The organism is Amycolatopsis sp. NBC_01488 (assembly GCF_036227105.1).
Lineage (GTDB): Bacteria > Actinomycetota > Actinomycetes > Mycobacteriales > Pseudonocardiaceae > Amycolatopsis.
In genome coordinates, this window is record NZ_CP109434.1 from 1202879 (window position 1) to 1222802 (window position 19924).

The 19924-nt window shown below is 73.4% G+C and carries 15 protein-coding genes; 4 read left to right on the top strand and 11 right to left on the bottom strand.

The genetic code is table 11. From position 1 onward, the window contains the following. The first annotated feature begins 400 nt into the window (after positions 1–400). Positions 401–1639, top strand: coding sequence for a neutral zinc metallopeptidase (locus OG738_RS05535; protein ID WP_329051766.1), 1239 nt, complete (start codon positions 401–403; stop codon positions 1637–1639). Here OG738_RS05535 and OG738_RS05540 read toward each other — a convergent pair. Further along, positions 1636–2685, bottom strand: coding sequence for an RDD family protein (locus tag OG738_RS05540; protein ID WP_329051768.1), 1050 nt, complete (start codon positions 2683–2685; stop codon positions 1636–1638). The two genes, OG738_RS05535 and OG738_RS05540, sit on opposite strands and share 4 nt — an antisense overlap. A gap of 33 nt (positions 2686–2718) precedes the next feature. Between OG738_RS05540 and OG738_RS05545 the strand changes: the two genes are divergently transcribed. After that, complete coding sequence (locus OG738_RS05545) at positions 2719–3726, top strand: stage II sporulation protein M (RefSeq protein WP_329051769.1); 1008 nt, start codon at positions 2719–2721, stop codon at positions 3724–3726. On the opposite strand, the gene OG738_RS05550 is transcribed toward OG738_RS05545, so the two are convergent. The 6 genes from OG738_RS05550 to OG738_RS05575 form a co-directional block, all read right to left on the bottom strand. Continuing rightward, a complete protein-coding gene (locus OG738_RS05550; protein WP_329051771.1) occupies positions 3718–4497 on the bottom strand; it encodes an RICIN domain-containing protein in 780 nt (259 codons plus the stop codon). The genes OG738_RS05545 and OG738_RS05550 overlap by 9 nt on opposite strands. Positions 4498–4545: 48 nt before the next feature. Continuing rightward, the gene (locus OG738_RS05555; RefSeq protein ID WP_329051772.1) at positions 4546–5838 is read right to left on the bottom strand and encodes a DUF58 domain-containing protein; all 1293 of its coding nucleotides are present in this window, start codon (positions 5836–5838) and stop codon (positions 4546–4548) included. Position 5839: 1 nt separating this feature from the next. Continuing rightward, positions 5840–6805, bottom strand: coding sequence for an AAA family ATPase (locus OG738_RS05560; RefSeq protein WP_329051774.1), 966 nt, complete (start codon positions 6803–6805; stop codon positions 5840–5842). Continuing rightward, positions 6802–7938 (bottom strand): DUF4350 domain-containing protein, encoded by a 1137-nt coding sequence (locus OG738_RS05565; RefSeq protein ID WP_329051776.1) that lies wholly within the window; start codon positions 7936–7938, stop codon positions 6802–6804. Before OG738_RS05565 ends, OG738_RS05560 begins: the two co-directional genes overlap by 4 nt. Before the next feature lie 78 nt (positions 7939–8016). Continuing rightward, positions 8017–8658, bottom strand: a complete 642-nt coding sequence (locus OG738_RS05570; RefSeq protein WP_329051778.1) for a DUF4129 domain-containing protein — start codon at positions 8656–8658, stop codon at positions 8017–8019. Continuing rightward, entirely contained in the window at positions 8652–9851 is a 1200-nt protein-coding gene (locus OG738_RS05575; protein WP_329051780.1) for a hypothetical protein, read from the bottom strand. Before OG738_RS05575 ends, OG738_RS05570 begins: the two co-directional genes overlap by 7 nt. Positions 9852–10101: 250 nt before the next feature. Between OG738_RS05575 and OG738_RS05580 the strand changes: the two genes are divergently transcribed. Continuing rightward, positions 10102–11121 (top strand): neutral zinc metallopeptidase, encoded by a 1020-nt coding sequence (locus tag OG738_RS05580; protein WP_329051782.1) that lies wholly within the window; start codon positions 10102–10104, stop codon positions 11119–11121. Here OG738_RS05580 and OG738_RS05585 read toward each other — a convergent pair. Beyond that, positions 11114–11539, bottom strand: a complete 426-nt coding sequence (locus tag OG738_RS05585; protein ID WP_329056569.1) for a hypothetical protein — start codon at positions 11537–11539, stop codon at positions 11114–11116. The two genes, OG738_RS05580 and OG738_RS05585, sit on opposite strands and share 8 nt — an antisense overlap. 81 nt (positions 11540–11620) lie before the next feature. Continuing rightward, entirely contained in the window at positions 11621–12700 is a 1080-nt protein-coding gene (locus OG738_RS05590) for a potassium channel family protein (protein WP_329051784.1), read from the bottom strand. Positions 12701–12791: 91 nt separating this feature from the next. On the opposite strand from OG738_RS05590, the gene OG738_RS05595 reads away from it, so the two are divergent. Then, complete coding sequence (locus OG738_RS05595) at positions 12792–13160, top strand: DoxX family protein (RefSeq protein ID WP_329051786.1); 369 nt, start codon at positions 12792–12794, stop codon at positions 13158–13160. A gap of 124 nt (positions 13161–13284) precedes the next feature. On the opposite strand, the gene OG738_RS05600 is transcribed toward OG738_RS05595, so the two are convergent. Then, the gene (locus OG738_RS05600) at positions 13285–16521 is read right to left on the bottom strand and encodes an ATP-dependent helicase (protein WP_329051788.1); all 3237 of its coding nucleotides are present in this window, start codon (positions 16519–16521) and stop codon (positions 13285–13287) included. Positions 16522–16597: 76 nt separating this feature from the next. Continuing rightward, on the bottom strand, positions 16598–19810 hold the full coding sequence (locus OG738_RS05605; protein WP_442875864.1) for an ATP-dependent helicase: 3213 nt from the start codon (positions 19808–19810) through the stop codon (positions 16598–16600). Between the last annotated feature and the right edge of the window lie 114 nt (positions 19811–19924).

Consider the following 19924-nt stretch of genomic DNA (forward strand, 5'->3'; position numbering starts at 1 on the left):
GGGGGGTTCCACTTTCATGACGCAAGGCCCGCAGGGTCCCGGCTCCGGTCCCGGCCCACAGGACCCGCGGCGGCCGCTGCCGCCACCGGGCGCTCGGCCGCTGCCGCCGCCCGGGATCCGGCCGCTGCCGCCGCCCGGGATCCGGCCGCTGCCGCAGGGGCGGCCGGGGCAGGGTGGAGCGCCGCGGCAAGGCCCGGGGGCCGGCGGTTCGCCGCGCCACGACCCAGGGCCCGGCGCGCAGCCGCAGCACGGCCCGGGCGAGCAAGCGCCACATGGGCCGCCCGGCGGACCGGGGCAAAGCCGCGCACCGCGAACCGGACCGTTCCCCGCGCCCGGCGGTACTCCGCACCAAGGGCCGGCGCCCAGCAGCACGCCTGCCCAGGGTTCGCAGACTCGCGGCGTGCCCGGGCAGCCGTCGCAGGGGCCGGTCGGGCGGCCACAGTTTCCCGGCCAACCGCCCCGAGGTTCGCAGGGCGCCCAAGGCTTCCCCGCCCACGGCCCCTACCGCCCGGCGAACTTCCCCCAGGCCGGCGCACCCCTCCCACCACCGGCCGCGGCGACGCCGCCCGTCTTCACCCCGGCCTACCCCGGCCCGGCGCCCTTCGGGCCGCGGTTCGCGCCCGGCTACCGGCCCTACGTCGCCAAGAAGTCGAACACCGGGGTCATCGTCGCCGTGGCGATCATCGGGATCGTCGCCGTGGTCGGGGGGCTGGTCGCGGGCGTCGCGCTGATCGGGGGCACCACGCGGCACGTCGCCGACGCCGGGTACTCCAGCACCTACCCCTCGGACACCTACGAAACCACCTCCGCCGAGCAGACCACCGAAACCACGTCGTCCACCGAGGAAACGACCACCAGCGAGACGACCGAACGCGAGACCCGGACGTCCGAAACACCGAGCGGCCCCCGCTCGGTCGCCGCGACCGGGAACAACCCGCTGTTCGCCAGCGCCGACTACGGCCTGCAGAACGTCCCGTGCTCGCTGAGCCGCTGGGCGACCGACCAGAGCAGCGTCACGCGCTTCTTCCAGTCCGGGATCGCCTGCCTCGACGCCATGTGGTCACGCATGCTCGGTGTCGTGAACCTGCCGTTCCGGACGCCGAACCTGTCGGTGCCGCGGTCGCTGTCGGAATCGTCGACGCCGTGCGGGGGCGGGGGCACGACGACCGGCGTCACGCCGTTCTACTGCCCGACGAACGACACGATCTACCTGCCGATGGACCGCATCGAGCTCGACGTGTGGGGCAACCACCCCGGCCCGTACCTGTCGATCCTCGCCCACGAATACGGCCACCACGTGCAGAACCTGGCCGGGATCTCCGAGGCGTACGGCAACCAGCGCTACGACGCGGGCGCCGACTCGGCGGTCGGCCTGGAGCTCTCGCGGCGGATGGAGCTCGAGGCGCAGTGCTTCTCGGGCATGTTCCTCGGCTCGGCGTCGGTCTCCGGCGGGTCGGTCGACAGAAACATCTACAACGAGGCCTGGAACGCCCAGGACCGCGGCGACGACTACGCCCGCAACGGCAAGCGCGACCACGGCAGCGCCAAGCACAACATCTCCTGGTGGCAGCACGGCGCGTCCAAGAACCGCAACCAGCAGTGCAACACGTGGCTGGCGGCCTCGGGAGACGTTTCCTAGCTCGGCGGCGTGAACGGGTTTTCGACCGGCGCCACCGGAGTTCCGGACGGCGGAGTCGGCAGATCCTCGGCAGCGCCGGATCCCGGGCCGGCCACGCCGAACCCGGCCCCACCAGACCCAGCCACACCAGGCCCCGGCCCGGCCACGGCCGCCGACCACGGCGCAGGCGCAGGCACGGCCTGCCCAGCCGTCGCCACGAACCCCGGCTGCGCACTCGCCGAGTACCCCGGCTCCGGCCCCGCGGGAAGGTGCCCGCGTGCCGCCTCGACCTGGGCCGCGTACGCGCGGACCGCGCGGGCGTGGTCGCGGTTGCGTCGTTCCGCCAGCACCGCCGCCAGGAACGCCCACGGCGGCACCCCGGGCGGCACCGGCGTCCCCAGCGCGTTGCCGACCTGCTGCGCGAGCTTCCAGCCGAGCGCGTGCGACGCCTCGGGCGCCAGCTGGCCGAACCTCGCCAGGAACTGGCGGCTCGCCAGGGCGAGGTCGTCCGGCAGTCGCGTCAGGTCGAGCTGAGCTGCCCAGCCCTCGAGGCCCGGGGGCATGCCGATCACGGAGTAGGCCGCGCTTTCCGGGGCACGGTCGCGGACCACCAGCGTCCCGGCGAGGAAGTCGCCGACGCGGCGGCCGTCCGACGAGCACAGCGACACGATCACCGCGACCGCCCCGAACACGCCGAGCGCCCAGAAGTCGATGACGAAGCCGGCCAGCCCGCGGGTCAGCGCGTGGCGGAAGCGGATCGGCCCGCCGTCGACGCGCACCACGCGCAGCCCCACCGCCATCTTGCCCAGCGAGCGGCCGCGCGAGAGCGTCTCGAACAGCACCGGGTAGCCGACCAGGATCAGCACCAGGAAGACCAGGATCAGGGTCAGCGCGAGCGACGCGTCGTCGCCGGGCACGGTGAGCGTGAGCACGAAGAACGCGACCAGCAGCAGCGCGAACTGCACGAGGAGGTCCAGCAGCATCGCCAGCGCGCGGCTGGCGAGCTTGGCGACGCGCAGGTCCAGGACGACGGCTTCGCCGGTGACCAGCTCGGATTCCTCGTGCACGCGGCCCAGCGTAGCGACGGATAGGGTGGCGACGTGGATGTGGACGTCTTCGTCGCGACGCACTCGGCGGAGTGGGCCCGCCTCGGCGAGCTGACCCACCGCGGCGGCAAGCTGACCGGGGCGGAGGCCGACGAGTTGGTGACGCTCTACCAGCGGACCGCGACGCACCTGTCGATCGTCCGCTCGGTCGCGCCTGATCCGGCCCTGGTGAGCAGGCTGTCCGGGCTGGTCGCCCGCGGCCGGAGCGCGATCTCGGGGTCGCACAGCCCGGCGTGGCGTGAGGTCGCGTTGTTCTTCACGCGCCGCTTCCCCGCCGCGGTGTACCTCTCGCGGCGCTGGTGGATCCCGGCCGCGCTGGTGTCGATCGCGGTGATGGCGGTGATCGCCGTCTGGGTCGCGGGCGACCCGCACGTCCGCGCGTCGATCGCGTCGCCGGACGAGCTGAACCAGCTGACCAGGCCCGGTGGCGAGGCGGAGAGCTACTACTCGACGGGCCCGGCGACGTCGTTCGCGGCGCGCGTGTGGACGAACAACGCCTGGGTGGCGGCGACGTGCCTGTTCCTCGGTATCGCGCTGGGCCTGCCGGTGATCGGCGCGCTGTGGATGAACTCGCTCAACGCCGGGCTGATCATCGGCGCGATGAGCGCGGCCGGCCGCGGCGACGTGATGATCGGCCTCCTGCTGCCGCACGGCCTCTTGGAATTGACGGCGGTGTTCATCGCCGCGGGCACCGGGCTGAAGCTCGGCTGGACGGTGGTCGATCCGGGCCGCCGGTCCCGCACGAAGGCGCTGGCGGAGCAGGGCCGGTCGGTCGTGGTGCTGGCGCTCGGGCTGGCGTGCGTGCTGTTCGTGTCCGGGATCATCGAGGCATTCGTGACGCCGTCGGGCTGGCCGACGGGGATCCGGGTCGGCATCGGCGTGCTCGTCGAAGTGCTGTTCCTGGTCTACGTCTTCACGCTCGGCCGCCGCGCGGCTCGCGATGGCGAAGTCGGCGACCTCGACGCGCGTGACGCCGGGGACGCCCTGCCCGAATCAGCATAGGCACGAGCCCTCGAAGGCGATCGACGATCCGTCGTCGAGCCCGGCGGTTCCGACGAACCGCGCTTCGAACTCACCCGGCTCGGTCAACGTCAGCTTCGGGCTCGCCGCCGATCCGTCCGCGCCCGTCTTCGCCGTCGCCGTTTCGCTGCCGCCTTCGAAGACCAGGACGTTCTTGGGCCGCGCCGCGCGGACGTAGAAGCTCACCGGGACGTCGGGCGCGGGCTGGCCGTTCTCGCCGATCACCCGGACCACGAACGGCGTGCCCGGGTCCTTCGTCGCCAGGCGCTGGCCGTTGCCCGAGAGGATCGCCAGCGTGCGGCCGCCCGCCGCCCACGTGTTCGCGATGCCCGTCAGGGAACAGACTTCCTGGTACAGCCGGGCTCCCGCGGTGGCGCCCTCGGCGGTCAGGCACCGCGCGGTCGCGACGTTCGCGATCTCCACCAGGCCGGGCAGCCCCGCGACGCGCCGCCACGCCTGGTGGCTGTCCTTGTCGTCGCAGGCCGCGAGCTTCACGGCGACGCCGTCGACCGGGCTGGCCGCGGTGAGGCACTGTCCACTCGGGACACTCGTGAAGTGCTGGGAATTCTTGTCGTAGGTCCATTTCGCGCTCGGATCCGCCGCGTCGGCCAATACGGGCTTCCCGTCGGCGACGGCCAGGGACAGCTTGCCGCCGCCCTCGGCGAGGTACACCGGCGCGCCGTCGTCGGCCGACGCGATGCCCGGCACCGACACCGCGAGCAGGACCAGGCACCCGGCCAGAGACTTCCGCATGCATCGGGCTTAACAGGCCGAACGGACGTTCACCACCGGAGTCACCCGTCAGAGCCGTCCGGCCGCCTTCAGCGCCAGGTAGCGGTCCGCCAGCGCCGGCGGCAGCTCCTCCGGCACCGCGTCCACCACGCTGACGCCGTGCCGGCCCAGGCGTTCGGTCACCCGCTGCCGCTCCGCCGTCGTGCGTGCCGCGGCCGCCGCGTCGTACACGGCCGCCGCGTCGCCCCGGCCGGTCAGCATCTCCGCGACCCGCGGGTCCGCCACCGACGCGACGATCAGCTCGTGCCGTGCGGTCAGCGAACTCAGCACCGGGAACAGTCCCTCCTCCAGCGGCGCCGCGTCCAATCCCGTCAACAGCACCACCAGCGACCGGCGGCGGGTGCGCTGAAGCACCTCCGCGACCATCCCGCGCGCGTCCGTCTCCACGAGCGACGGCTCCAGCGGCGCCATCGCGTTCACCAGCGACGTCAGCAGGGAAGCTCCCGACGAGCCCTGCACCGCCGCGCGCAGACGGCGGTCGTACGCCAGCAGGTCGACGCGGTCCCCCGCCCGGGAAGCCAGTGCTGCCAGCAACAACGCCGCGTCCATCGCCGCGTCGAGCCGCGGGGCGTCGCCGACGCGACCGGCCGAGACGCGGCCCGTGTCCAGCACCAGCACCACGTGCCGGTCGCGTTCCGGGCGCCACGTCCGGACCATCACGTCCGCTGCCCGGGCCGTCGCGCGCCAGTCGATCGAGCGGACGTCGTCGCCGATCACGTACTCGCGCAGCGAGTCGAACTCCGTGCCCTGGCCGCGGATCAGCACCGCGTTGCGGCCGTCGAGCTGCTGCAGCCGCGCCAGCCGCGACGGCAGGTGCTTGCGGCTGTGGAACGGCGGCAGCACGCGGACGGTCCACGGCACCTCGTGCGAACCCTGCCGCGCGGCCAGCCCCAGTGGCCCCACCGACCGGACCGTCACCCGCGCCGCCGTCCGGTCACCGCGGCGCGAAGGACGCAGCGCGGTGACCAACGCCCGGCGCTCCCCCGGCGGAACGCGCAGCGCGTGCCGGTCGGCCGCGCCCGCGCTCGGCGGCCACGCGTCGCGCAGCTGCCCGCGAACCGTGCGCCCGCCGGGGTTCGCGACGACCAGCGTCACCTCGCACGGCTCGCCGAGCCGCACCGACGTGTCGCCCGACCGCAGGAAGGTCAAGGTCCGCACGCTCCCGGCCAGCACGAGGTCGACGGCCACGAGCAGCAGGAGCACCCCGCCGACGGCCAGGATCCCGGTCGCCGACGGCCACACCAGCCCGACCACCAGTGCGCCGAACAGCGCCAGCAGCCCGAGCCTTCCGGTGACGGCCATGTCAGCGCGGCACGGGCACGGACGCGAGCACGCGATCGAGCACGCCGTCCGCGGTGACGCCCTCCAGCTCGGCCTCCGGCCGCACGTCGAGGCGGTGCCGCAACGCGGGCCGCGCCAACGCCTTCACGTCGTCGGGCGTCGCGTAGTCACGCCCGGCGAGCCACGCCCAGGCCCGCGTCACCGCGAGCAGCGCCGTGGCACCACGGGGAGAGACGCCGATCCGCACCGACGGCAGCTGCCGCGTCGCCCGGCACAGGTCGACGACGTACCCGATCACCTCGGGCCCGACCGTCACCCGCGCCACGGCTTCCCGCGCCGCCGCGAGTTCCGTGGCGCCGGCGACCGCCTTGAGGCCCGCCGCGGCGAGGTTGCGCGGGTCGAAGCCCTGGGCGTGCCGCCAGACGATGCCGATCTCGTCCTCGCGCGACGGCGTCGGCATGGTCAGCTTCAGCAGGAACCGGTCCAGCTGCGCTTCCGGCAGCGGGTAGGTGCCCTCGTACTCCACCGGGTTCTGCGTGGCGATCACGATGAACGGGTCGGGCAGCGGCCGCGACTTGCCGTCGAGCGAGACCTGCCGCTCCTCCATCGCCTCCAGCAGCGACGACTGCGTCTTCGGCGGCGTCCGGTTGATCTCGTCGGCGAGCAGCAGGTTCGTGAACACCGGGCCCTCCCGGAAGGAGAACTCGCCGCTGTGCGCGTCGTAGACGATCGAGCCGGTGACGTCGCCGGGCATCAGGTCCGGCGTGAACTGCACGCGCGTCGTCTCCAGGTCCAGTGCCGCCGCCAGCGCCCGCACGAGCAGCGTCTTCGCCACGCCCGGCACGCCTTCGAGCAGCACGTGCCCTCGGCAGAGCAGCGCCAGGATCAGCCCGGTCACCGCGGCGTCGTTGCCGACGACGGCCTTGCCGACCTCGGCGCGCAACGCGATCAGCGCGTCCCGGGCCCCAGTCGCGTTCTCGCTGGTCAACTTCGCCCCACCTCTCGTTCCACCCTGTCCAGTTCGCCGGCCAGCCGGACCAGCGCCGGGTCGTCCGGCACCGGCGGGCCGTAGAGCACCGCGCCGACGTCGTTGGCCGGCCGACCGGTCCGCTCGCTCACCGAGTTCACCAGCGCCGCCGCGTCGGCGTCGCGCGGCAGGCCCAGCGCAGTCCGCAGGCGGGTCCGCACGGCCTCCCTCAGTGTCTCGCCCGCGTGGTCCGCGGCCTTCGCCCGCCGGTACAGCCGGGCGCGGCCCTCGGCGGTCTCGGCCGCGCGGACGACGATCGGCAGCGGCTCGGTGACCACCGGGCCGAGCCGGCGCGCCCGCCACAGCGCCAGCAGCGCCACCGCGATGAACGCCTGCGCGGCACCGTAGTACCAGCCGTCCGGGATCAGCTCGAAGAACGACTTGCGGGTGTCGTCCAGCGCCGGGTCCGTGGTGGACGGCAGGTACCAGACGAGCTTCGGGTGCGCCCCGAGCAGGCGCAGCCCCAGCGCCGCATTGCCCTGGTCGGCGAGCCGCGAGTTGGTCAGCGGCGCCGACGAGCCGAGCAGCGTCGTCGTGCCGCCCGAGTCGGCGAGCTGCAGCAGCGTGCCACCGCCGTCCTCGCCGGGGTAGCACGACCGCGCGCCGGGCGAGGCGTACCCGATGCCGCCGAGCGTGACGTCGCCGGCCGCGACCGCCGCGGCGACCGTGCACTCCGGGTGCAGCGTGCCCACGTCGCTCTGGCCGACCGGCCGCACCAGCGGCAGCGAGTCGCGCAGCGTCGGCGCCCCCGGCGTCACGAGGACGACGTCCGCGGCGCGCTGCCGCAGCGCGTCGAACCGCTTCGCCGGGACGAGGTCCGGTTGCGTGACCAGCAGCGTCGCGTCTTCGCCGACCGCGTCGTCCGCTTCGGCGACGGTGTGCGCGGTCCGGACGTCGACGCCCTGGTCCCGCAGGAGCTGCGCCAGCGCGTGCGCGCCGCCGGGTTCGTACGAGCCGGGTTCGAGCGCGCCGTGCGTCTGCTCGCCGCGGCCGAGCAGGAGCAGGGCCGCGGCGGCGAAGATCAGCACCACCAGGGCCAGGGGAATCCGCACGCCCCGCCAGATCCGGCGCACGTCCGGCGAGACTGTGCTCATGCCGCCTCCGCGGGAAAGAGCACGTCGGCGGTGGTGCTCATGCCGCCACCGCGGGAAAGAGCACGTCGGCGGTGGTGCTCACGGGCCCGCCATGGCGACCGGCCGTTCACGACGGCAGAGTTCGTCCAGCTCGGTCAGCGTGCGGTAGGCCGCTTCGGTGCCTTCGCGGCCGCCGTAGTGGACGTCGTCGAAGAGGCGCGCGCCCTGCCGCAGCTCCGCGGCGACGTTCGGCAGCAGCACCCCGGCCTCGGCGGCGGCCTCGTCCGCGGTCCGGCCGGACCGGACGTCGAGCAGCGCGCGTTCCTCCAGTGCCCGCACGACGGCCCGGAAGCGGTCGCGGACGGCGTCGTCGTACCGCCCGCCCGCGGCGGCTTCGGCGGCCGAGCGGCGGTAGTCGTCGGCGCTCTGCCGCTGCCCGCCGAAGACCGTCCGGTCGGCCCGGGAAGTACGGGCGATCTTGCCGGTCCGCAGCCGGATCACGACGACGAGCACGATCAGCAGCACGAGGACGAGCAGCACCCCGAAGATCCCGCCCGGCACCACCGACGACAGGCCGTTCAGCAGCTTCTCCAGCTGGTCGCCGAGCCACTGCCCGACCTGCTGCAGGATGTTCGGCCGCGCGTCCCGGTACTTCGGGTCGGTCAGCTCCGCCGCCGCCGCGCGCCGCGCACTGTCCCGGTCGATGTCGACCGGGACGTCAGTGAGAACCAGGGTCACCATGCCTGCGGCGGCTGCACCCCGGCCGCGCGGGCCAGCTCGATGTCCATGCCCTCGCGGCGCATCCGCTGGTCGAGGTAGACGATCACGGTGACCAGCGTGACGAACGGGATCGCGATGGTGCCGGAGACGATCTGCCCGGCCGCCTGCAGCAGCAGGTCGCCGGTGTCGGGCACGGACACCTTGCCCGGGTTGAGCACCTGGGTGAAGACGCCGGTGCCGAGGGCGAAGGGCAGCTGGATGATGTTCTCGAAGAGCGACTGGATGATCCGCGCCAGCAGCAGGATGCCGAGCACCCGCCAGAAGGCGCGGCTCACCAGCTTGGCCGACCGGGCGAACGCCGCCCGGAACGTCCCGCGCTCGAGCACGAGCGCCGGCACGGCCAGCGCCCAGAACACCCAGGCCAGCACGCCCGGGATGATGCAGAGCATGATGCCGATCGTCGTGACCAGCGCGTAGACGAACGCGACGCCGACCAAGGGCAGCAGTCGCGGCTGCAGCTCGCGCCACGCGATGCCGAAGGTGACCTCGCGGCCCAGCGCGGCCCGGCCCATCACCGTGGCCATCAGCCCGGTGGTGACCGCCAGCAGCAGGGACGAGACCAGCAGCGTCGGGATCAGCACGAGGAAGGCGTCGCCGAAGGTGCCGAACACGGCGTTGCGCATTTCCTCCTCGGTCGCGCCCGGGCCGAGGGTCGCCGTCGTGGCGAGGTTCTGGAAGTCGGCGAGCACGTACTTCTGCACGAGGAACGTGATCCCGGCCGTCAGCACCGCCATCACGGCGCCGATGCCGAGGACCGTCCGCGGGTGCCGGCGGATCGCGGTGATCGCGCCGTCGAGGATGTCGCCGACGTTGAGCGGCCGCAGCGCGATCACGCCGGGCTTGCCGAGCCCGTGCGGGCTCCAGCCGGGCGGCTGCTGGTACTGCTGCCGGTACTGCTGCTGTCCGGTGTACGGCGGGAGCCCGCCCGGCCGGCCCCCGGGCGCGTGCTGCCAGCCCGGCGGCGGTGCCGGCGGGGCCGGGGTCGCCCCGGCGTCCGGTGGCTGCCAGCCGCGAGGTGGCGTCGCCGGTGACGCGGAGTGGCCTTCCACCGGCTTCGAATCACCCGATCCGGGAGCGGGGACCTGAGGTAGGCCCTGGCTGGGTGTCGGCGTGTCGTCGCCCTCGCCGCCGGGCGCGCCACCGGTGTCTGTCATCGAAGCCCCTCGCCTGCAGTGCCTGCTTGCCGACACTCTTTCAGAGCCGGTCGCACCCGGCCAGACCTGGGGTGACGTCGGTGCGTGGTGACCGCGTGCGCGCGGACGGGTGCGAGAGGCCCCGTTCCCCCGATATGCTGAACGCCGGGATCGGGTACCCCCGGTCCGTACCGAGACCCTTCGGGACTGCCTAGTGACGCAACCGCCCCACGGCCGGGTACCGCCTCGCGGAATCGTCCAGCCGCCGCCGGTGCCGGATGCGCAACCGGATCTTCCCTGGCTGGGCCGCCCCCACACCGTGTCCGCGCCGCGCCGCCGATCCCCGGCGGCGGTGATCGGGGTCTGCCTCGGGGCGGTGGCCGTGCTGGTGCTCGGGCTGGTCGCGATCGTCGTGCTCAACCGCGGCGAGACGCCCCTGGCCACCGCGAACTACCGCGACAACCCGTCGGCCCAGGACCTGTCTTCCCAGCCGCAGCCCGGCGGCGCGGGCGCCCCGGCGTCGGCGTCGAGCCTGCCGTCCGAGACGTCGGCCCCCAGCGCGACCGGCCCGCAGAAGATCCTCAAGCTCGCCGACCACCCGATCCTGCAGGACCCCAACGCGGGCCTGCAGAACCGCGTCTGCACGCTGCCGACCTGGCAGAGCACGCAGGCCGGCGCGGAAGCGTTCTTCACCGCGGCCAGCAAGTGCCTGGACGCGGCGTGGGGCCCGTTCCTCGAGGCCTACCACCTGCCGTTCACGCCGCCGGCGCTGCACTTCCCGACCGGCGCGAGCTTCGAAACCGAGTGCGGCACCATCCAGGTCGGCATCGCGACGGCCGCGTACTACTGCGAAAACAACCTGTACGTCCCGTTCCGCGGGCTGCAGACCGACCAGTACGGCAACAACCCCGGCGTCTACCTGGCCCTGTTCGCCCACGAGTACGGCCACCACGTGCAGGAGGTCGCCGGGCTGATGGACGCGGCCTGGCAGAAGATCTACGAGGCGGGCCAGAACAGCCCGGCCGGGCTGGAAATGTCGCGGCGCAAGGAGCTGCAGGCCCAGTGCTTCTCGGGCATGTTCCTCGGCGCGCACGTCGACCAGGGCGGGTCGGTCAGCCGCGACATGTACAACAAGGCCTGGAACGACCAGGAAACCCGCGGTGACAACACGTCCCGCAGCCACGACCACGGGACGAACGCGCACTACGCGTCGTGGTGGCGGGCGGGCGCGACGAGCAACCGGATCGCCGACTGCAACACCTTCGCGGCGCCGTCGTCCGAGGTCAGCTGACCTTCGCCGGCTTCGGCCGCGCGGGGGTCCGCAGCACCAGGCGGACGTACATCCCGCCGGAGAAGCACGCGAACACGAGCAGCGCCATGCCCAGCGGCCTTCGCGCGTCCGACGCGCCCGCCGAAGTGTCCGCGGCCTGGACGGCGACCGCGCCCTGGCCGGGCAGCTCGGCCGGCACGCTGACGTCGACGCGCTCGCCCTGGCCGTGCCCGCAGCCGTTGAGCGTGCCCTCGTGGGTCTTCCCGGCGACGGTGAACTTCACGGTCTCGACGGCGTCCGGCCGGTCGCACGGCGCGGGCTTGGTGACCTCCGCCGACACCGGGGCGCCGACGTCGCCGGCGGTGATGCCCAGCAGCCCGGGTCCGGCCAGCCAGGCGAGCAGCACGACGAGCACGCCCGCCGCGGCCGGGATCGCCACCGTGGGCCACTTCGGATCGAGGGATCGCGGGGGCACTTCGCCATGGTTCCAGATCCCGCGGGCAAAACCCAGGCGGCCCGGTCAGCGCTCGATCTTCTCCGCCGGCGTCACCTTCCGGACGTAGAGCAGCTTGTCGCCCGGCTCGATGGCGTCGGCCTGCGGAGCGTCCACGCGGTACAGGACGCCGTCGCGGACCAGGCCGAGCACCAGGTCGGACAGGTGCCGCGGCGACCCGCCCTCCTCGGACGGCTCGACCGGCCGCTCGGCGATCGCCAGGCCCGATTCGGGCGTGAGCAGGTCCTCCATGATGTCCACGACCAGCGGCGTCGACGTCGCCATGCCGAGCAGCCGCCCGGCCGTCTCGCTGGACACGACGACCTGGTCGGCGCCCGACTGCTTGAGCAGGTGGACGTTCTCCGCCTCCCGCACCGACGCGACGATGTGCGCCTTGGGCGCCAGCTCGCGGGCGGTGAGCGTGACGAGCACCGCCGTGTCGTCGCGGTTCGGGGCGACCACGACCGCGCGCGCGTGCTGCACCGCCGCGACGCGCAGGACGTCGGAGCGGGTGGCCGAGCCGTGCACGGCGACCAGGCCGAGCGCGCTCGCCGCGTCGAGGGCCTGCTGGTCGGTGTCCACGACGACGATCTGGCCCGGCGCGATGTTCTCGTCGCCGAGCAGCGCGTTGACGGCGGACCGGCCCTTGGTGCCGAACCCGACGACGACCGTGTGGTCGCGCACCTTCGTCCTCCACTTCTGGATCTTGAACGCCTGCCGGGAGCGCTCGGTGAGCACCTCCAGGGTGGTCCCGACCAGGACGATGAGGAAGAGCACCCGCAGCGGGGTGATCACCAGCACGTTCACCAGGCGGGCGGACGAGGTGGCCGGCGCGATGTCGCCGTAGCCGGTCGTCGAGAGCGAGACGGTGGCGTAGTACAGGCTGTCCAGCAGGGACAGGCCGTCGCCGTTGGCGTCGCGGTAGCCGCCGCGGTCGACGTAGACGATGATCACGGTGGCCAGCAGCGCGAGCAGCGCGCCGATGATCCGCTTGACGATCGAGCGGAGCGGGCTGACCGTCAGCTCGGGCATCCGCAGGATGCCGACGAGCTCGTGGTCCGGCCGATCGGTGAGACTGCCCAGCGGCAACCGCCTCAGTGCCTTCATGCACCGGCTCCCAGCGGCAGGTGTCGAGCGTCACTCACGCCCGGAGGATAGCCGAACCGGGTGGCAGGCCGCCGCGTGGAACGATCAGGTCATGGCCACCTCACCACGACCGGCCCACTTCCTCGCCGGCGTACTGGGCACGATGGGCGTGCTGCACTTCGCCGTGCCGAAGCCGTTCGACGGCTTGATCCCGCGTTCGCTGCCGGGTTCCCGGCGCGCGTGGACGTACGGCTCGGGCGCCGCGGAGGTGGCGATCGCGACCGCGGTGGCGGTCCCGCGCACGCGCCGGCTCGGCGGCCTGGCGGCAGCCCTGCTGTTCCTGGGCGTGTTCCCGGGCAACGTGAAGATGCCGCTGGGCGCGTCGTCCGCTCCGCTTCCGCGACGCGCCCTCGCGTGGGCCCGCCTCCCCCTGCAGTGGCCCCTGATCACGTGGGCCCTGAAGGTCCGCGACCAGGCGTAACTCGCGTGATCGAGCCGGAACTCGCGTGATCCAAGCCGTAACTCGCGTGATTGAGGCCGGAACTCGCGAGTTACGTCCTCAATCACGCGAGTTACGGGTCTGATCACGCGGGTTACGTGTCTGATCACGCCTCGGGGATGTCGCGGAGGAGGCGGCGGAGGCCTTCGGGGTCCAGGAGGTCGGCCGGGCGGATCGTGCGGTTCGCTCGGACGTAGTGGAACGCCGCGCGGACCTGCTCCACCGGGACGTTCTTCAGCGCGGCCCAGGCCATCCGGTACGCCGCCAGCTGGACCGCCAGTGCCGGCTGCCGGGACTCGGGCGGGACCGAGCCCGTCTTCCAGTCCACGACTTCCCAATAGCCGTCCGGGTGCCGGAACACCGCGTCCATGCGGCCGCGCAGGGTGATGCCTTCGACGTCGGCGGTGAACGAGACCTCCACCGCGTCCGGCACGCGGGAGGCCCACTCGCTCTTCTCGAACTCGGCCCGCAGCTCTTCGAAGTCCGCGTCGGGCGCTTCGCCGAAGTCGGCCGCGCCCGGGAGGTCGTCGATCTCGATCAGCTGGTCGCCGGAGAACCGGCGCTCCAGCCAGCCGTGGAACTCCGTGCCGCGGCGGGCGAAGCTGTTGGGCTCCATCGGAAGCGGGCGGCTCAGGTCCGCCGCCAGCTTGCCGGCGTCCTCGGCCAGCGCGACCAGCTGGCTCACCGAAAGCCGCGACGGCAGCGGGACCCGCCTGATCCGGTCGTCCTTGCGCGCCCACTCTTCGAGCAGGACGTCGGTGTCGGTCAGCCAGCCGTCCGGATCGTCCTCTTCGGACTCATCTTCGTCCGAAGAGGACAGTGCTTCGGACACCAACTCGACCCCGGTCTGCACGCCGGTGCGGCGATCGGCCAGTGGATCGACCGGCCACCGCGACGTCCGAGAGTCCGACACCAGCGGGTTTTCGTCGTCCGACGACGGCTCCGGCGCCCACTCGGCGAGCTGCCCGACGCCGGTCTCGCGCACGACGTCGCCGATCTCGGTCAGGAATTCCGACGGCCCTTTGAACCGGCTGCTGCTCTCGTTCCACCAGTGCCCGGCCACGATCAGCGCGTGCTCGGACCGCGTCAGCGCGACGTAGCAGAGCCGCCGTTCCTCCGACTGCTCCCGCTCGACGAACCCCGCTTCGTGCAGCTCCAGTCCTTCTTGGACTTCCTTGCGGTCGTAGCCGTCGGCGATCCGCAGCTCCGGCAGGTCCTCCGAGTCACCGCGCAACGCGGCGGGCAGCGACGTCGCCGTCCGCAGCCACGACGACGACCGCCGCCGGCCCGGGAAGACGTCCTGCACCAGGTGCGGCACGGCGACGACCTCCCACTCGAGCCCCTTCGCCGAGTGCACGGTGAGCACCTGCACGCGGTCCGGCACGACCTCGACCTCGCCCGGGGTGAGCCCGTCCTCGGCGTGCGCGGCGGTGTTCAGGTAGTCCACAAAGGACAACAGGGTCGCCGTCGGCGCCGTTTCGGCGTAGTCGGTGACGACTTCGGCGAACGCGTCCAGGTGCGCGCGTCCGGCGGATCCCGGGCGCGCCAGCGATTCGACGTCGAGGAGCATCGTGCGCTCGACGTCGGCGACCAGCTCCGGCAGCGACTGGTCGAGCCGCCGCCGCAACGCGGACAGCTCCCAGCCGATCCGGCGAATGCGCTGGTAACCCTCCTCGGAATACCGCTCCGGCGAACCCGGCTCGTCGATGGCGTCGATCAGCCCGGCCTGCTCGACGCGCTCGACGACCAGCTCCGGCCCGTCCGGCTTCTCCGGGCTGGACAGCTCCCCCGCACGCCGCCACAACGCGGCGACGTCGGCGGCCGCGAGCCGCCAGCGCGCGCCGGTCAGCAGGCGGGCCGCGGCGCTGCCGGACAGCGGATCGGCGAGCACCTTCAGTGTCGAAACGAGGTCCGCGACCTCGGGCTCGTCGAGCAGGCCGCCGAGGCCGACGACCTCGACCGGCAGGCCGCGCGCCCGCAGTTCGGCGGCGATCGGCGCCATGTCGGCGCGGCGCCGCACGAGCACAGCGGCGGTCGGCGGCTTCCCGGTCTGCTCCTGGACGGCGTGCCAGCGCCGGGCGACGGCGTCGGCCACCCAGTCGCGTTCGGCGCGGATGTCCGGCAGCAGCGCGCACGCGATGTCCGCGGGCCCGGCGCCTTCGCGCGCCCGCAGCCGTTCGACGCCGAGGCCGCGCGCTCGCAGCGGTTCGGCGATCGCGTTGGCGAGGTCGAGGATCTCCGGCGGGTTGCGGAAGCTCGTCAGCAGGCCGTATTCGTTGGCGGGGACGAGCTTTCCGCTGTCCTGGCGCGGGAAGTCGGTGGTGAAGCGGGGCAGGTTGGCCGCGCTGGCACCGCGCCAGCCGTAGATGGCCTGGGCCGGGTCGCCGACCGCGGTGACCGGCATCGGCGGGTTCTCGACACCGCCGAACAGCGCCCGCAGCAGGACGCGCTGGGCGTGCCCGGTGTCCTGGTATTCGTCGAGCAGGACGGCGCCGAAGCGCTCGCGCTCACCACGAACGACCGACGGGTACCCGCTCGCGAGCTGGGCGGCCAGCGACATCTGGTCGGCGAAGTCGAGCGCGCCTTCGTTGCGCTTGCGCCGGTGGTACTCCTCGACGAGCGGCAGCAGCGCGAGCCGGAAGTGTTGCGCGGCCATGATTTCCGTGAGCTTCTGCGGGAGCGCGGCCCGCTGGCCCTTGGCGCGAGGCGCGTTCTCGATGACGCGGCACATCCACGTCGTGTACTCGGCGAGCTGCTCGGTGGAGACGAGGTGCTCACCCAGCTCACCGGCCAGCTGCAGGACGTCCGCGGTCACGGTCGGCGGGACGCGGTCGGTATCCAGCTCGTTGTCCCAAGTGGACACGACGCGGTGCGCGATCTGCCACGACGACGTTTCGGACAGCAGCCGGACACCGGGCTGCACCGGGAGCCGGAGTCCGTGTTCGGACAGGAGGCGCCCGGCGTAGGCGTGGTAGGTGAGCACGGTCGGCTCGCCGGCGACCACAGTGGACCGAAGCCCACCGGACGGGTCGAGCCGGTCGAGCAGCCCGGACCCGGCGAGCCGCCGCAGCCGCGCCCGGACGCGTTCGCCGAGCTGCCGCGCGGCCTTGCGGGTGAAGGTGAGGCCGAGGACACGGTCGGGGCTGACGATCCCGTTCGCGACGAGCCAGACCACCCGCGCGGCCATGGTTTCGGTCTTGCCCGCACCGGCGCCGGCGACGACGAGGCTCGGCTCGACCGGCGCGGCGATGACGGTGGCCTGTTCGGGGGTGGGCCGGTGCAGGCCCAGCGCGTCGGCGAGTTCGGCGGGCTCGACGGGGTTGGCGACGACGAGCGGACTCACGCACGCCCCCCGACCGGTCGTGAGTGAGAAACCGGGTTAGTACCCAGTTTCTCACTCACGACGGCTTTTGGCTGGCTCACGGGCCCGGCACCTGCCGACCCTCCGGCCGCAGCGGACAGCACCCGCGCGCGGGGCACCGGTCGCAGTCCGGAGTCTCCTGAGCCTGGTAGTCCGGGCCGGCCGCCGAAGCCGCCGCGTCGCGGACCAGCTCCAGCCACTGCTTCCCGCCGACCTCGTCGAGCGGCGGCTGGGACCGTTCGGTCGCGCCCGTCTTGTTGTTCGCCTTCGCGACATACACCAGCCGAGCGCCACCAGGCTCGTTGCTGCCCTTGATCGCGCCCAGCAACACCGCCAGCTGATAAGCCGCCAGCTGCGGATGCGCCTCGGCATCCGCACCGGACACCGGAACCTTCCCCGTCTTGATGTCGACGATCACCGGCCGCCCCTCGGAGTCCAGCTCCACCCGGTCCACCCGGCCGCGCAACAGCACCCGGACCTCGTCCTCGCCCCCGGCCGGCAGCTCGACCTCGATGTCCTGCTCGACTCCCGCCGCCTTCAGCTCGGCCCGGCTGCGCTCCAGCCACGTCACGAAGTTCTGCAGCATCTGCTCGACCCGCCGCCGCTCACGGCGGGAAAACCAGGGCGCGCCCGCGTCGACGCGCACCCAGGCCTCGTCCAAGGCGGCCTGCAGCTCCGCGTCGGTCTTGCCGGACGCGACGGACTCCGCCAGCCCGTGCACCAGCGTCCCGGTCACCGCGGCGAGCTGCGCCGGGTCGCTGCCGCCGTGGCGCTCGATCATCCAGCGCAGCGGGCACTTAGTCAGGATCTCCACTGTGGACGGGGAGATCCGGACCAGGTCGCCCGGCCGGTGCACCGGCTCGTCGGTGGACGCCGGGAGCAGGCCGTACCAAGTGGACGGGTGCGCGCCCGGCACCTTCGCCTCGGCCAGGCGCGCGAGCTGTTTCGCCGCACGGCGACGGCGTGCCGGATCGGCCTTGTCGTCGCAGACGACCTCGCGCAGCTCCCCCACCAGCTCGGCCAGCACCAGCGACCGGCCGGGCGGCTTCATCCGCGAGTCGAGGCCGCCGTCGTCGGCGCCGTTCTCCTCGAGGTCGTCGAGGAACCGCGACGGCTGTTCGTCCTCTCCGGACACCGCCGTGACCAGCAGCGTCTGCTTCGCCCGGCTCATCGCGAGGTAGAACAGGCGCCGCTCCTCGGCCAGGATCGGCGCGGTCGCGGAGACGGCGTCATCGTCCACACCGGACATCAGGTCCTTCAGCCGTTCCACGCCCAGCACGGATCCGCGCAGCCGCAGGTCCGGCCATGCTCCCTCTTGGACCCCCGCCACGGCGACGACTGTCCACTCGCGACCGGCGGCGGCGTGCGCGGTGAGGAGGGAAACGCCGTCCGCGGGCACCGCCGCCGGAGCCAGCGTGTCACCCGCGATCTGTTGCGCACCGAGATAGTCCGCGAAAGACGCGACGCTCGCGCGCGGCAGCCGGTCGACGTACCGGCCGGCGGCGTCGAACAGCGCGACGATGGCGTCGAGGTCACGATCGGCCTGCGCGCCCAGCGATCCACCGCGTTCGACCTGCTTGAGCAGCTTCTCCTGCAGGCCGCTCTCCTGCCACAGCTGCCACACCACCTGCTCGACGCCGTCCCCGCGCGCGACGGCCTGGTGGGTGACGCGCAGCAGTCCGCCGACGCGCCGCACCGGTTCGGCCTCCGCGTCGGCGAGCCCGGCGAGGATGTCCCCGCCGCGCAACGCTTCCACGAGCAGTTCGTCGCTTGAGCGCTGGCCGCCGCCGGCCAGTTCGAGCCGCCGGAGACCGCGACGCAACCGCCGCAGCGCCAAGGGATCCGCGCCGCCGAGCGACGACGACAGCAGCATCTCGGCGAGGTCGATGTCGAGCAGCTCCGGCGAAGGCGCGAGCTTCAGCACGGCCAGCAGCGGGCGGACCGCGGGCTGGCGGGCCAGCGGCAGCTCCTCGGTCGCCGACCCGATCGGGACGCCGGCCGCGCGCAAAGCCCGTTGCAGCACCAGGAAAGTCCGCGCCGGCGACCGCACGAGCACCGCGATCTCCGACCACGGCACGCCGTCGACGAGGTGCGCGCGGCGGAGCTGGTCGGCGATCCAGCTCGCCTCGGCGGCCGGCGTCGGCATCACGCGGACCCGCACGTTTCCCCCGGAAGCACCCGCGGGCGGCACGATCTTGCGGTGCTGCGACGCGCCCGGCAGCGTCGCGCCGATCTTCGCCACCGCCAGGCGGACGGCCGGGGCCAGCCGGTGCGACGTCGTGAGCGTGACGGTCCGGCTGCCGTCCGGGTCGGCGTCGGCGAACAGGCTCGCGTCGGCGCCACGGAAGGAGAACACGTTCTGGTCGGGGTCGCCGGCGACGACGAACTCGGCCGCGGTGTGCCCGATCACCCGGACCAGGCTGGTCTGCAGCGGGTCGAGGTGGTGGGCGTCGTCGACGAAGAGGTGCCGCACGCGCGTGCGCTCCCGTTCGCGCAGTTCGTCGTCGTCCTCCAGGGCGAGCAGCGCGGACGTGACCAGCTCGGCGGCGTCCAGCGCGGGCGCGCTCGCCACGCCCAGCGCGTTGCCGCCCGCGCCCTGCAGCTGCGTGACTTCTTCGTACTGCGCCCAGAACTGCCCGGCGGCGACCCATTCCTCGCGGCCGCGGCGACGGCCCAGCTCGGCGAGGTCCTCCGGCCCGAGGCCGCGCTCGGCGGCCCGCATCAGCAGGTCGCGCAGCTCTTCGGCGAACCCGGGGACCATCAGCGCCGGCCGCAGCTGCTCGGGCCAGTACCCGGCTTCCTCGTCGAGGTCGCCGGCCAGCAGCTCGCGGACGACGACGTCCTGCTCGGCGCCGGCCAGCAGCCGGGGCGGCGGGAGCTCCTCGGCCATCGCTTCCAGCCGCAGCAGCGAATAGGCGTACGAGTGGACTGTGCGCACCAGCGGTTCGCGGACGGTCCGGGGCAGCGGCCGCGCCTGGTCGGGGTCGGCGGTGAGCCGCCGGGTGATGTCGGCGCGCAGCGCGTCGGCGGCCTTGCGGGACGTCGTGAGCACCAGCACGCTCTCCGGGTCGGCGCCCTCGGCGATGCGGCGGGTCGCGGCCGACGCGAGCAGCGACGTCTTGCCGGTGCCGGGACCGCCGAGCACGCGGCGGAAGCCCCCGGGTGCGGAGAGCAGTCGCCGGGCGCCGTCGTCCCAGGTGAACGTGGGTGCGTCGGCGATCGGCGTGCGCACCAGCCGCGCGTCCGCCTGCGCCGTTCGCCTCGCGTTCACCCAGCGATGGAACCACGCCCGGTCCCCCGGGTGGCGCACCGGCACGGCTTAGCGTGCGTGCGTTCGGTGAAGACGCCCGCTCGTGCGGCGGGCGGCTACCAAAAGTGTCGTACC

Bases quoted from the DNA above. Each gene is read 5' to 3' on its own strand.
- OG738_RS05595 (WP_329051786.1), top strand. From the start codon at position 12,792: ATGGCCACCTCACCACGACCGGCCCACTTCCTCGCCGGCGTACTGGGC.
- OG738_RS05575 (WP_329051780.1), bottom strand. From the start codon at position 9,851: ATGACAGACACCGGTGGCGCGCCCGGCGGCGAGGGCGACGACACGCCG.
- OG738_RS05550 (WP_329051771.1), bottom strand. From the start codon at position 4,497: ATGCGGAAGTCTCTGGCCGGGTGCCTGGTCCTGCTCGCGGTGTCGGTG.
- OG738_RS05555 (WP_329051772.1), bottom strand. From the start codon at position 5,838: ATGGCCGTCACCGGAAGGCTCGGGCTGCTGGCGCTGTTCGGCGCACTG.
- OG738_RS05570 (WP_329051778.1), bottom strand. From the start codon at position 8,658: ATGGTGACCCTGGTTCTCACTGACGTCCCGGTCGACATCGACCGGGAC.
- OG738_RS05590 (WP_329051784.1), bottom strand. From the start codon at position 12,700: ATGAAGGCACTGAGGCGGTTGCCGCTGGGCAGTCTCACCGATCGGCCG.
- OG738_RS05565 (WP_329051776.1), bottom strand. From the start codon at position 7,938: ATGAGCACAGTCTCGCCGGACGTGCGCCGGATCTGGCGGGGCGTGCGG.